The sequence below is a fragment of the Pseudomonas sp. NPDC089406 genome, assembly GCF_044900265.1.
GTDB classification, from domain to species: domain Bacteria; phylum Pseudomonadota; class Gammaproteobacteria; order Pseudomonadales; family Pseudomonadaceae; genus Aquipseudomonas; species Aquipseudomonas fakonensis.
Genome location: NZ_JBJDNC010000022.1, coordinates 1 through 11,834 on the forward strand (window position 1 = coordinate 1; position 11,834 = coordinate 11,834).

The 11,834-nt window shown below is 66.3% G+C and carries 11 protein-coding genes; 5 read left to right on the forward strand and 6 right to left on the reverse strand.

Features of this window, described 5'->3' with window-relative positions; genetic code table 11:
• Window positions 1-206 precede the first annotated feature (206 nt).
• A complete protein-coding gene (locus ACI2KK_RS16485; protein ID WP_404669672.1) occupies window positions 207-1,085 on the reverse strand; it encodes a Dyp-type peroxidase in 879 nt (292 codons plus the stop codon).
• A 183-nt stretch (window positions 1,086-1,268) separates the two neighbouring features.
• On the opposite strand from ACI2KK_RS16485, the gene ACI2KK_RS16490 reads away from it, so the two are divergent.
• Window positions 1,269-2,156: a bile acid:sodium symporter family protein gene (locus ACI2KK_RS16490; protein ID WP_404669673.1), complete on the forward strand. Its 888-nt coding sequence runs from the start codon at window positions 1,269-1,271 to the stop codon at window positions 2,154-2,156.
• 59 nt (window positions 2,157-2,215) lie between these two features.
• Here the strand turns inward: ACI2KK_RS16490 and dctA are convergent, their stop codons facing one another.
• Together dctA and ACI2KK_RS16500 are read right to left on the reverse strand one after the other, a co-directional pair.
• Window positions 2,216-3,517, reverse strand: a complete 1,302-nt coding sequence (dctA, locus tag ACI2KK_RS16495) for a C4-dicarboxylate transporter DctA (protein ID WP_404669674.1) — start codon at window positions 3,515-3,517, stop codon at window positions 2,216-2,218.
• Between the two features lie 68 nt (window positions 3,518-3,585).
• Window positions 3,586-4,941 carry an adenylosuccinate lyase family protein gene (locus ACI2KK_RS16500; RefSeq protein WP_404669675.1) on the reverse strand — a complete coding sequence of 452 codons (1,356 nt, stop codon included), beginning with the start codon at window positions 4,939-4,941 and terminating at the stop codon, window positions 3,586-3,588.
• Window positions 4,942-5,058: 117 nt separating this feature from the next.
• Here ACI2KK_RS16500 and ACI2KK_RS16505 point away from each other — a divergent pair, with 117 nt between their 5' ends.
• The 3 genes from ACI2KK_RS16505 (at window position 5,059) to ACI2KK_RS16515 (ending at window position 6,969) form a co-directional block, all read left to right on the forward strand.
• A complete protein-coding gene (locus tag ACI2KK_RS16505) occupies window positions 5,059-5,793 on the forward strand; it encodes a GntR family transcriptional regulator (protein ID WP_217885284.1) in 735 nt (244 codons plus the stop codon).
• A 121-nt stretch (window positions 5,794-5,914) separates the two neighbouring features.
• Entirely contained in the window at window positions 5,915-6,565 is a 651-nt protein-coding gene (locus tag ACI2KK_RS16510; protein ID WP_404669676.1) for a DUF998 domain-containing protein, read from the forward strand.
• 74 nt (window positions 6,566-6,639) lie between these two features.
• Window positions 6,640-6,969: a hypothetical protein gene (locus tag ACI2KK_RS16515; protein ID WP_404669677.1), complete on the forward strand. Its 330-nt coding sequence runs from the start codon at window positions 6,640-6,642 to the stop codon at window positions 6,967-6,969.
• Between the two features lie 419 nt (window positions 6,970-7,388).
• Here the strand turns inward: ACI2KK_RS16515 and ACI2KK_RS16520 are convergent, their stop codons facing one another.
• On the reverse strand, window positions 7,389-8,315 hold the full coding sequence (locus ACI2KK_RS16520; protein WP_404669678.1) for a LysR family transcriptional regulator: 927 nt from the start codon (window positions 8,313-8,315) through the stop codon (window positions 7,389-7,391).
• Window positions 8,316-8,332: 17 nt separating this feature from the next.
• The gene (locus tag ACI2KK_RS16525) at window positions 8,333-9,307 is read right to left on the reverse strand and encodes a quinone oxidoreductase family protein (protein ID WP_404669679.1); all 975 of its coding nucleotides are present in this window, start codon (window positions 9,305-9,307) and stop codon (window positions 8,333-8,335) included.
• Window positions 9,308-9,534: 227 nt separating this feature from the next.
• On the opposite strand from ACI2KK_RS16525, the gene ACI2KK_RS16530 reads away from it, so the two are divergent.
• Window positions 9,535-10,413, forward strand: coding sequence for a DMT family transporter (locus tag ACI2KK_RS16530; RefSeq protein WP_404669680.1), 879 nt, complete (start codon window positions 9,535-9,537; stop codon window positions 10,411-10,413).
• A 76-nt stretch (window positions 10,414-10,489) separates the two neighbouring features.
• Here the strand turns inward: ACI2KK_RS16530 and ACI2KK_RS16535 are convergent, their stop codons facing one another.
• Window positions 10,490-11,704, reverse strand: a complete 1,215-nt coding sequence (locus tag ACI2KK_RS16535) for a YeeE/YedE family protein (RefSeq protein WP_404669681.1) — start codon at window positions 11,702-11,704, stop codon at window positions 10,490-10,492.
• Window positions 11,705-11,834 lie beyond the last annotated feature (130 nt).

The window sequence follows — 11,834 nt, forward strand, 5'->3', positions numbered from 1 at the left end:
CAAACTGTGGGAGCGGGTTCATCGGGGTGCCGAACCACCGCGAAGCGCCGCGCGGGCGGCGCTCGATCTGATAGGCGCTGCAAGGGTTGTGGCGAACACCTGCCAGCCCTGACGCGGAACACCTTGAAAGGGATGCCCGCAAGGGCATAGAGGTGAATACAACTAATGAATGCACGCACCACTTAAAAAGCCAGCTAACAACTACCTCACCCCAGCAACAAACGCAGATCAACCCCACCCTCACCCATAGGCGGACACCAGTAGAACCCCCCGCTCAAAGGCCGGCTAAACCGATACAGCCCATCAACCACCCCATCCTCAAGCCCGCTCATACGCCGCAACTGCACCTCGAAGGCATCGAACGAATGGCCAAGGGCTACAAAGGCCAAGCCAGCCCCGCGCTCATCAGCCCAGGCCACCGACCGGCGTACCATGAACGCCTCGGGCTCGAAACTCTCCTGCGCGGTACGCTTGACGTGCGCCGACTCCGGCGCATCCTCGAGCTCCTCGTTGTCGCTCAGGCGCCGCCCGATGATGTTGTCCTGCTCAACCTGTGGCAGCGACTTGAAGTAGTTCAGGTCATGCTTCCACAGCTGGAACGCAGCAAAACTGGACCCCGCCAGGCCAGCCACGTCACCTGGCACGATGGCCGCCTCGACCGCATCCTCGTCCACCGGGTTCTCGGTGCCGTCCTCATAGCCGGTCAGGTCATGCCCGCCGCGGTGCAAAAAGCCATCGACGCTGTCCACCAGGCGCAGCGCCGGGGCCAGCAGCGCTTGCAAGGCCTGGGCGCGCAGGAACAGCTCGCCGCGCTCCGCGCCGCGCAACCACAGCCACAGCGCGTGCTGGGTCGCCGGGTTTTCCACCGCCGCGTCCAATTGCGGGAAAGCGCGCAAGCCCGGCACTTCACGCCCCAGGGCCGTGGCCAGCGGCGAACCGATGGCCAGCAGCAAGCTGCTGCCGTCCACGTGCGCAGTCAGCTGGTCAAGCACGCCCGGCAAGTTTTCCTGCGAGTCGATGGCAAAGAACAGGTGGCGGGCGTGGGCCGGCACCGGGGTGGCAAGCAGACCTTGCTGGAACGGCATGACGGGCTAATCCTTCGGCAAAAGCGCGAATGCTACTGCGCCAGGCGCGCCACCGCAACGCGTCACAGGGCCGCTGTAGCGCGGGCTGCGGTAACAAACGGTTACTAAAGCCGGCCCATTGCGATTAGCTATCGTTTCACCGCCACCTAAACTGGCCGAGGTCCTTTGCCCGAGTAACCCGCCATGACCGCCTCACCCCTGCTCACCGCCTTTCTGCCCCTGGCCCTGGGCATCATCATGCTCGGCCTGGGGCTGTCGCTGACCCTGGCCGACTTCGCCCGGGTGGTGAAGTACCCCAAACCTGTAGTGATCGGCCTGGCCTGCCAGATCGTGCTGCTGCCGCTAGTGTGCTTCCTTATCGCCAACGGCTTTGGCCTGGAGTCGGCGCTGGCGGTGGGCCTGATGCTGCTTGCCGCCTCCCCTGGCGGCACTACCGCCAACCTGTTCAGCCACCTGGCCCATGGCGATGTGGCGCTGAACATCACCCTGACGGCGGTCAACTCGCTGATCGCCATCCTCACCATGCCGCTGCTGGTAAACCTGTCACTGGGCTGGTTCATGGAGTCCGGCCAGGCCATCCCGCTGCAATTTGCCAAGGTGCTGCAGGTGTTCGCCATCGTGCTGCTGCCGGTGGCACTGGGCATGCTGATTCGCCACTGGGCACCGGGCTTTGCCGGGCGCATGGAAAAACCCATGAAGATCGTGGCGGCGCTGTTCCTGGCCTTCACTATCGTGCTGGCCCTGGCCAAGGACTGGCAGACGGTGGTGGAGTACGCACCGATCGTCGGCGGCGCGGCGCTGCTGTTCAACCTGCTGAGCCTGGGGGTGGGCTACTGGGTGCCGCGGCTGCTGAACATCCCAAGGCGCCAGGCGATCGCCATCGGCATGGAGATCGGCATCCACAACGGCACCCTGGCCATCGCCCTGGCCCTGAGCCCGACCCTGCTCAACAACGCCACCATGGCAGTGCCAGCGGCGCTGTACAGCCTGATCATGTTCTTTACCGCCGCCGGGTTTGGCTGGTGGGTGAGCCGGGGACAGCAGGCAGAGGGTACTGTGGTCGCGGAGTGATCGCGGTATCACCCAGTGCCGGCAACGGGCCCGCGTTGCCGGCGGCTGCAAGGCGAAACCTACAAGGCAGCCCCGGGTGCGCGCCCCAGCGCCCGCTCATACTCCTCGCGCGCGGTCTGCTCGGTAAACTCCCCGGCCCACTTGGCCACCACCACCGTCGCCACGCTGTTGCCGATGGTGTTGCAAGCTGCCATGGCCATGGACATGAAGCGGTACACCCCGAACAGCAAGGCCAAGCCCTCCACCGGCAGCACACCGATTGCCGTGACCGTGGCGGCGAACACCACGAAGCTTCCGCCAGACACCGCAGCGGCGCCCTTGGAGGTCACCAGCATGATCGCCAGAATGCCCAGTTGCTGCTCCCAACCCAGCGGCACACCGTAGGCATTGGCGATGAACAGCACGCACATCGACATATAGATGGAGGTGCCGTCCAGGTTGAAGGCGTAGCCGGTGGGCAGCACCAGGCCGACGCTCTGCTTCGAGCAGCCCAGTTTCTCCAGCTTCTGCAACAGGCGCGGCAGCGCGCTCTCCGACGAGGCGGTACCGAGCACGATGAAAATCTCGTCCTTGATGTACTTGAGAAAGCGCCACAGGCTGAAGCCCGACAACCGGCACACCGCCCCCAGCACCACGAACAGGAAGAACGCGATGGCCACGTAGAACATCAGCACCAGGTTGGCCAGCGACATCAGCACTGCCGAGCCATTGCTGCCCACCGCGTAGGCCACCGAACCGAAGGCGCCCAGCGGGGCGAACTTCATGATCAGGTTGATGAACTCGAAGAAGCACTCCGAAACGCGGTTGAGGCCATCCTCCACCACCGCCCGGCGCTCGTGCTTGAGTGCCAGCAAGGCAAAGCCGAACAGCACCGCGATCACCAGCACCTGCAGCAGCTGGCCACCGGCGAAGGCGCCGACAAAGTTGTCGGGGAAGATGTTGTAGATGAAGTCCATGGTCGAAGTGGGCGCATGGCCCTTGGCGACCGCAGCACTGGCTGCTGCAGAGGCAGCGCTGCTGGCGTGGGCGCCGTGCATGCCCGAACCGATGCTGATCAAGTTGCCCCACAACAGGCCCAGCGCCAGGGCCAGGGTGGACAGCAGCTCGAAATACACCAGCGCCCGCCAGCCGACCTTGCCGACCCGCTTGATGTCGCCTGCCGAAGCGATGCCATGCACCACGGTGAAGAACACCAGCGGCGCTACGGCGGTCTTGATCAACTTGAGAAAGATATCCCCGAGCACTTTGAACTTGGCAGCAAGCTCAGGGGCGAGGAAACCGAAGGCGATACCGAGCAGCATCGCCGCGACAACCTGGAAGGTCAGGTCCTTGTACAGCGGCTTTTTAGCAGTGGAAGACATGGCTGTATTCTCATTGTTCTTGTGACAAAGCATAAGCCGGGGCCCGGCAGGGCCAGGCCCCGGGTGGATCAGCGGGCGACCGAGCCTGCGCGGGCCAGGGCCAGGTCGACCATCTGCGGCGCCAGGCCCAGGTAGTTGGCCGGGTCGCACAGGCGCTCGAGGGTTGCCAGCTCAAGCTCGGCGGTGGCCTCACCCTGGGCCTTGAGCGCTTCGAGCAGGCTGATGCCCTGGTCGTTGGCCATGCGGCAGGCGGCGTAGACCACGTCGTGGGCCACCTGGCGGCCGAGTGCCGGGGCCAGGCCCATCATCACGGCTTCGGCGACGATCAGGCCCTGGGTCATGTCGAGGTTCTTGCGCATGCGCTCGGTGCGCACGTCCAGGCCCGCCAGCATGAAGCAGGCCTGGCCCAGCGAAGCGGCGGTCAGGGCAAAGGCTTCGGGGATGGCGATCCACTCGGCCTGCCAGGGGCCGGTGGAGCGCTCGAAGTCCTGGATCATCGCATCGAGCATCAGCCCGGCCTGCTGGCGTACGCCCTTGGCAGCGGCGTACATCAGCTCGCAGGAAATCGGGTTGCGCTTCTGCGGCATGGTACTGCTGGCGCCACGGCCTTTGACGAAAGGCTCGTAGGCCTCACCCAGCTCGCTGGTCATCATCATCATGATGTCCAACGCCACCTTGCCCAGCGAGGCGGTGACCAGGCCGAGGAAGTTCAGGGTTTCGGCCAGGCCGTCGCGGGCCACGTGCCAGGTGGCCTGGGGTACGCCCAGGCCCAGTTCGTCCATCAGCGCGGCCTGTACTTCCAGGCCCTTGTCGCCCAGGGAGGCCAGGGTGCCGGCGGCACCGGCGAACTGCCCCACTTCCACTCGCGGGCGCAGCTCGACCAGGCGCTCGGCGTGGCGGTCGAACATGCTCAGCCAAACCGCGCACTTGTAGCCGAAGGTGATCGGCAGCGCGTGCTGCAGGTGAGTACGGCCGGCCATTGGCGTGTCGCGGTAGCGCTTGGCAAGCTCGGCCAGCAGGCCGCGCACGGTCTGCACATCACGCTCGACGATGGCCAGGGCGGCGCGTACCTGCAGCACCACGGCGGTGTCCATGATGTCCTGGGTGGTGGCGCCCCAGTGCACGTAGCGGCCCGCTTCGCCACACAGCTTCGACAACTGCTCCACCAGCGGCAGGATCGGGTAGCCGACGATCTCGGTCTCGTGCTGCATCAGGGCAAGGTCCAGCGCCTCATAACGCGACAGCGCGGCGATCTGCTCGGCAGCCTCGGCCGGGATCACCCCGCAGCGCGCCTCGGCCTTGGCCAGCGCCACCTCGACCTCGATATAGCGCTCGATCAGCGCCTGGTCGGAGAACACCGCGCGCATTTCGGCGGTGCCGAACATGTCACGGAACAGGGTGGAATCGAAAACGGTGGTGGACATGGGCTGGGATCCTGAAATGTTGTTATTGAGCGTACATATTTATTATGTCCGTACATAATTCTTGCCCTGCCGCTGATACACTGTCAACCGGTGAAATTGACGGGGCTGACCGAAGGTATGAACGAAGCGCGATACGCCGTGGTGGCCAGGGACCTGATGGAGGCCATCGCCAGCGGCCGCTACCCGGTAGGCAGCCTGCTGCCCACCGAATTCGAGCTGTGCGACCTGTACGAGGTAAGCCGCCACACGGTGCGCGCGGCGATCAACCAGTTGCTCAACCAGGGCATGGTGTCGCGGCGCAAGCGGGTCGGTACGCGGGTCGAGGCCGCCAGCCCCCGGGGTGGCTATTCGCAGTCGCTGGCCACAGTGGCTGACCTCGCACACCTGGCCGAGACCCAGCAGCGGGAAATCCAGCAGGTACGCCATTTCGTCGCCGACCTGGGCGAAGCCGCGCGCCTAGGGTTGGTGCCGGGGGAGCATTACTTCTGCGTGTCGAGCATCCGCGTCGACCGTCAGCACCACACCGCCCCCTTGTGCTGGACCGACGTGTACGCCCAGCGCGACTACGCCGAAGTGATCGAAATGGCCCGTGAGCACCCCGACCAGCTGATCGCCAGCCTGATCGAACAGCATTTCGGCCGCGCCATCGCGGTGGTGGACCAGCAGGTGCGCGCGGTGCTGCTGCCGGTGGAACTAGCCCGCGAGCTCAAGGCTGAACCGGGGTCGCCAGGGCTGAAGATCCTGCGCCATTACCGTGACGACGACGGCCAGCTGATGGCAGTATCGGAAACCGTGCACCCGGATGACCGCTTCACCCTGGTGACCCAGATGCGCCGGGACAAGGCTGTCTGAACCACACTCACCCCCTGTAGGAGCCGGCTTGCCGGCGATGGGGCCAGGCCTGAAAACCTGATTTTTCGCCCAATCGCCGGCAAGCCGGCCCCTGCAGGCTCAACCAAGGAAGGTACTCCGCATGAAAGCACTCGACCGCCTGCTGCTCGCCAGCGGCCTGCTGATCCCCCTCTGGCTGCTGGCCGGCGTATGGCTGACCGCCCAGGCCTACCCCGGTTACGACCACCTGCAGCAAGCCATGAGCCAGCTCGGCGCAACCGGCGCCCCTACTCAAGGCTTCTCCCCCTGGGTGAACAACTTCCCCTTGGCCCTGTTGTTCGCCCTGTTCGCCTGGGGCCTGGCGCGGCGCTGGCGCGAATCGAAACTGGCCAGGCTCAGCGCGCTGCTGGTACTGCTGCACGGTGTGGGCAGCCTGGGCACCGGCCTGTTCGCCTGCGACCAGGGCTGCGCGCCGGCGGCGCCGTCGCTGTCGCAGCAGTTGCACAACCTGAGCGGGCTGTTGATGTTCCTGTCGCTGACCTTGGCCTGCGTGCTGTGGGTACGCCTGGGCAAACGCCTGGCACACTCGCCAGGCCTGGCCTGGGGGTCGCTGCTGTGCAGCGTACTGGCGGTAGTGACCGTGGTGCTGATGGCCCGGGCGGCGCAAAGCGGCGAGCTGTTCGGCCTGTACCAGCGCCTGAACTACGGGGTAGCGGTGTTGTGGCTGGCGGCGTTGGCCTGGGTGTCGCGGCGCCCGGCCAGCCGCAGTCCGCTGCACCTGGCCGTCGTCTGACGGCAAAGTGGTGGCCCCCAGGCGTTTGAAGTGAGGGCAAACTCCGTTCTCCTTCAGACGCTTAGGACAGCAACATGCGGGTATTTCTAGCAAGCGTAGCCGGCTGCCTGCTGGCCGTTGCCAGCCTCCAGGCCCAAGCCCGGGCCCTGAGCCAGAACGAACGACAAGTGTGCGGCTGGGGCTCGCAGATCGCCGCCGAGGCCCAGCAGGCCAAGCTTTCCGGGGTCACTCTGTACGCCACGCGCAAGAAGCTGCAGGCCCGCAAGTTCGCCAAGCCCTGGATGCGCATGACCGCCTTCGGCATTACCGAGCAGACCTACAACAGCCGCTCGCGGCTGAAGCCGACGGCGATCAAGCAGACCTACTATGAGCAGTGTGCTCAGCATGCCGTCGCTAAGAAATAAAGCGTTATATTTCAATTGTTTATATTTAATACTTAAAGCCTTTTTTCAAGTAGATCGCGTCAGGGCTTCCAGGTGTTCGCCGAAGATTCCTTAGCGCCTACAAGATCGAGCGCCGCCCGCGCGGCGCTTCGCGGGTAAACCCGCTCCCACAGTTTGTTTCGGGCCAATTACTTCTGTGAAGGTACCTGTGCCCGCCTTGGTACATGCCTTGAGTCATGTGAGGCGGCGGCAACGCCCACGCTGAAACCGCGTCGTACCAACAAGGCGGACCAGGTGATGGCACAGAAGAGACTGGCCCGAAACAAACTGTGGGAGCGGGTTTACCCGCGAAGCGCCGCGCGGGCGGCGCTCGATCTCATAGGCGCTGCAAGGGTTGCGGCAAGCACCTGGAAGCCCTTACGCGATCACCTTGAAAGGATTTATGCCTGATCCCGCCATGGCGCCCCACCGCTGAAACAGCCCTCCAGCCACCCCTTGAACGCGCGCATCGCCGCGGTGTTCAAACGTGCCGATGGCCGCACCAGGTAGACCCCCGCCGCCACATCCAGTTGCCAGTCCGGCAACACCCGCACCAGCCGACCCGCCTTCATGTCCTCGACCATCAACCAATCACCACCGGCCAAAATCCCCACCCCTCGCCGCGCCGCCTCCAGCAGCGCCTCGTTGTCATTGCCGCGCAGGCTGCCGCTGACCTTGACGCGGGCCTCACGGCCCTGCGCGGTCAGCCGCCATTCGGGGTACGAGCGCAGCCCGCTGAAGCCCAGGCAGTTGTGGCTGGCAAGCTCAGCCGGAAGCTCAGGGGTGCCGTGACGGGCCAGGTATTCGGGCGCAGCGCAAAGGATGCGCAGGTGCTCGCACAGCTTGCTGGCCACCAGGCGGTTGTCGGCCAGCTCGCCGATGCGGATGGCGGCATCGAAGCCTTCGCCCACCAGGTCGACGAAACGATCGGCGTACTCGGCCTCCACCGTCACCTGCGGGTGGGCCAGCACGAAGTCGGCCAGCAGCCCGCTCAGCCAGCGTCGCCCCATGGCCGCCGGCAGCGCCAGGCGCAGGCGGCCACGCACCTGCGCAGCGCCTTGGGCGGCCTCCTGCTCGGCCTCGTCGATCAGCCGGCTGGCCTGACGCAGGCGCTCCACCAGCCGCTCACCCTCGTCGGTGAAGCGCAACTGGCGGGTGGTGCGCTCCACCAGGCGGATGCCCAGGCGTTGCTCCAGGGCACCCAGCCGGCGCGACAGCACCGAAGGGTGGCGTTGCAGCTGGCGCCCGGCAGCGGCGAACGAGCCCTGCTCGTGCAGGGCCAGCAAGGTGGCGAGTTCGTCGGCTCGGCGGCTGTCGAAGGGGTCCATGGTGCGGCTCGTGTGGTTCAAGGGGTGAGGATCAGCGCGCCCTCCGAGCGGCCTTGCTCCAGGTCCTCATGGGCCTGGGCCACGTCGGCCAACGGGTAGCGGCGCCAGATCCGCGCCTGGATGATACCCGCCTGCAACGCGGCCAGCACATCCGCAGCCCGGGCCTGGTACTCCTCGTCGGTGCGCGTATGGGCGGCCAGCGAGGGGCGGGTCACATACAGCGAGCCCTTGGTGTTGAGGGTGCCTACTTCGATGGGTGCGGGCGCACCCGAAGTGGCGCCGAACGACACCAGCAGCCCACGGGGCCGCAGGCTGTCCAGCGATGCCTCAAGCGATACCCGGCCGACGCTGTCGTAAACCACATCGACGCCCTGCCCGCCGGTCAGCTCTCGCACCTCGCCAGCCAGGGTGGCAGCGTCGAACACCAGCACATGGTCGCAACCGGCCGCTTGCGCCCGCGCCACGCTCTGGCTGCGCGACACCACGCCGATGACGGTGGCCCCCAGGTGCTTGGCCCAGGGCACCATGAGCTGCCCCAGCGCGCCGCCTGCGCCGTAAATCAGCACCCGGGTGCCGGGGCCGACCGGGTAGGTGCTGGTCAGCAGATACTGGGCGGTGATGCCCTTGAACAGTAACGCGGCCGCCTGCTCGTCGCTCACGCCTGCCGGCAGCTTGACCAGGCGCTGCGCCGGGTACAGCCGGCCGCTGGCATACCCGCCCACGGGACCTGTGGCATAGCCCACCCGGTCGCCGACCTGCACGTTGCTGACCCCGACACCCACCGCCGTCACCCGCCCGGCGCCCTCCAACCCCAGCCCGCCGGGCAACGACAGCGGGGCACCGCCCTTGCGCTGCAGCACGTCCAGCGGGTTGACGCCGATAGCCGTCTGCTCCAGCCAGACCTCCCCAGGGCCGGGTTGCTGAACGGGGGCATCCTGCAGTTGCAGCACCTCGGTGCCACCGCTGTGTTGCAGCACGATTCGCTTGGCCATGCGCGTTTCCTCGAATAGTTGCAAAGGTATGCCCAGCCTAGGTTGCTGCACAGGATCAAACAATCAGCCCTGCTGCAGATCATTCGTGCACCCGGCACATCAACTAAAACCATCCCGTCGCCCAAGAAAATCTTTGTTGCCTGCCCCGCGCGCGATACCGACACTCGAGCCACGACCACCAGACGACAGGCTTGCCCGGCAAGCCTTCTGGCCCAACAGGTAAACCCATGCACAACAACCAAACCTGTAGCGCCCCTGCCCCATCCCTGCTGCTGCCCACCGCCCTGAGCCTGCTGGCCTTCGCCGCCAACTCGCTGTTCTGCCGCCTGGCCCTGCGTGACGGGGCCATCGACGCCGATGCCTTCACCGCCATTCGCCTGGGCAGCGGCGCGTTGTTTCTGCTGGTGCTGCTCAGCATCGGCCCACGGCGCCGTAAGCCACGGGGCAGTTGGGCGGCCAGCCTGGCACTGCTGGCCTATGCCTGGCTGTTCTCGGTGGCCTACCTGCAACTGGGCGCCGGCATGGGCGCGCTGATCCTGTTCGGCGCCGTGCAGGTGAGTATGTTCGCCTGGGGCCTGCTGCGCGGCGAGGCGCTGAACCGGCGCGCGTTGGCAGGCATGCTGCTGGCTTTTACCGGGTTGGTTGCCCTGCTGCTGCCGGGCGCGGGCGCGCCGGCACTGGGCAGTGCGCTGCTGATGGTGTTGTCGGGGGTGGCCTGGGGGGCGTATTCGTTGCTCGGCAAAGGGTCGGCTGATGCACTGGCCGATACGGCCGGCAACTTTTTGCGCTGCCTGCCGTGGGCGGTTTTGCTGGGGGCATTGCTGATGATCAGCGATACACACCCGCCACTGCACGCTGACGGGGTGCTGTATGCCTTGGGCTCAGGGGTGCTGGCCTCGGGTGCCGGTTACAGCCTGTGGTACGGGGTGGTCAGGCACATGAGCGCGCAGCAGGCCGCGACACTGCAACTGAGCGTGCCGGTGCTGGCGGCGCTGGGCGGGGTGTTGCTGCTGGGGGAGCCTTTGAGTTGGCGGTTGAGCCTGAGCTCGCTGGTGGTGTTGGGTGGGGTGGCGTTGGCGTTGTTGCCCAAGGGCAAGAAGGCGTAACGGCCATCGCCGGCAAGCCGGCTCCTACAGGCTGGTGCTATCCCATGTAGGAGCCGGCTTGCCGGCGATAGGGCCCTCAGCAGCCGCTCAAGGCCGGCGCCTTGCGCTCACCGGCAAAGAACAGCGGGCGCAGGCGCACACCGATCAGGTTGCCGGCATACGCCGCCACCAACCACAACCAGCCATGCACGCTGCCCGAGGCGATGCCGCTGAAGTACGCGCCAATGTTGCAGCCATAGGCCAGGCGCGAACCGTAGCCCAGCAGCAGGCCGCCGATCACCGCCGCGACCAGCGACGCCAGCGGGATTTTCAGGCTCGGCGCAAAGCGCCCGGCCAGCCCGGCGGCCAGCAGCGCGCCCAGCACGATACCGATGTCCATCACCGTGGTGATGTCCTGCCACAACGGCGCAGCCAGTGCCTTGGCGTTGGCCGGGGCCTGCCAGAACACCCAACTGCCCACATCCACGCCCAGGCCGTTCAAGGTCTTGGCGCCCCACAGGGCAAACGCCGAGGTAATGCCCCACGGCCGCCCGGCCAAAGCCAGGGTGGCGTAGTTCAGTAGCGCCAGGGCAATGGCGCCCCACAGCAGCGGCCATGGCCCGCGCAGGAAGCGGCGCAGCCCCTGGTGCGCGCTGCTCACTGGCGCTTCAAGGCCGCCATGGCGGCGTTTTTCCAGCACCACCGTGGCCCCGGCGATCAGCCCGAACACCGCCAGGCTCACCAGCAACGCCGGGGCCAGGCCCCAGGCCTGCACGATGGAAGTGGCCGGGAACGACGGCAGGGCAAACCACCAGTCGGCATGCTGGGTAGCGGTGACCGAACCGATGATGAAGAACAGCAAGGTCACCAGCATGCGTGCATTGCCGCCGCCCACGGTGAACAGCGTGCCCGAGGCGCAACCGCCGCCAAGCTGCATGCCGATGCCGAAGATGAACGCGCCGAACACCACCGACACGCCCGCCGGCGCCACCAGGCCGCTGACCGGGTTGCCGAACAGGTTGCCGGCCGCCAGGGCCGGGAAGAACAGCAGCACGGCCAGCGCCAGCATGACCATCTGCGCGCGCAGCCCGGCGCCGCGGCGCTCGTTGATGAACACCCGCCAGGCCGAGGTAAAGCCAAACGCGGCGTGGTAGAGGGTCAGGCCCAGGGCGGCGCCGACCACAAGCAGCAGCACCTGCTTGAAACCTGCGTTGAGGTTGAGGAACCAGGCCCCTGCCAACAGCAGGGCCAGGGCGATCAGCGGCGCGCCAAGGCGGCGCGGCTGGGGTGTGGCGGTAGCGCAAAGACCCATCGGGATACTCGGATAACAGTCAAACGGGGGCGCGAGTATACCCCCCTGCAGCCACTCTGTGGTCCGCATCGATACTATCAACGTGCTACCATGCCCGCCGCAAACAGGACGCTCCACCGCCTCGACAAGG

Bases quoted from the DNA above. Each gene is read 5' to 3' on its own strand.
- ACI2KK_RS16515 (WP_404669677.1), top strand. From the start codon at position 6,640: ATGCGGGTATTTCTAGCAAGCGTAGCCGGCTGCCTGCTGGCCGTTGCC.
- ACI2KK_RS16525 (WP_404669679.1), bottom strand. From the start codon at position 9,307: ATGGCCAAGCGAATCGTGCTGCAACACAGCGGTGGCACCGAGGTGCTG.
- ACI2KK_RS16530 (WP_404669680.1), top strand. From the start codon at position 9,535: ATGCACAACAACCAAACCTGTAGCGCCCCTGCCCCATCCCTGCTGCTG.
- ACI2KK_RS16490 (WP_404669673.1), top strand. From the start codon at position 1,269: ATGACCGCCTCACCCCTGCTCACCGCCTTTCTGCCCCTGGCCCTGGGC.
- ACI2KK_RS16510 (WP_404669676.1), top strand. From the start codon at position 5,915: ATGAAAGCACTCGACCGCCTGCTGCTCGCCAGCGGCCTGCTGATCCCC.
- ACI2KK_RS16500 (WP_404669675.1), bottom strand. From the start codon at position 4,941: ATGTCCACCACCGTTTTCGATTCCACCCTGTTCCGTGACATGTTCGGC.
- ACI2KK_RS16535 (WP_404669681.1), bottom strand. From the start codon at position 11,704: ATGGGTCTTTGCGCTACCGCCACACCCCAGCCGCGCCGCCTTGGCGCG.
- ACI2KK_RS16485 (WP_404669672.1), bottom strand. From the start codon at position 1,085: ATGCCGTTCCAGCAAGGTCTGCTTGCCACCCCGGTGCCGGCCCACGCC.
- dctA (WP_404669674.1), bottom strand. From the start codon at position 3,517: ATGTCTTCCACTGCTAAAAAGCCGCTGTACAAGGACCTGACCTTCCAG.
- ACI2KK_RS16505 (WP_217885284.1), top strand. From the start codon at position 5,059: ATGAACGAAGCGCGATACGCCGTGGTGGCCAGGGACCTGATGGAGGCC.
- ACI2KK_RS16520 (WP_404669678.1), bottom strand. From the start codon at position 8,315: ATGGACCCCTTCGACAGCCGCCGAGCCGACGAACTCGCCACCTTGCTG.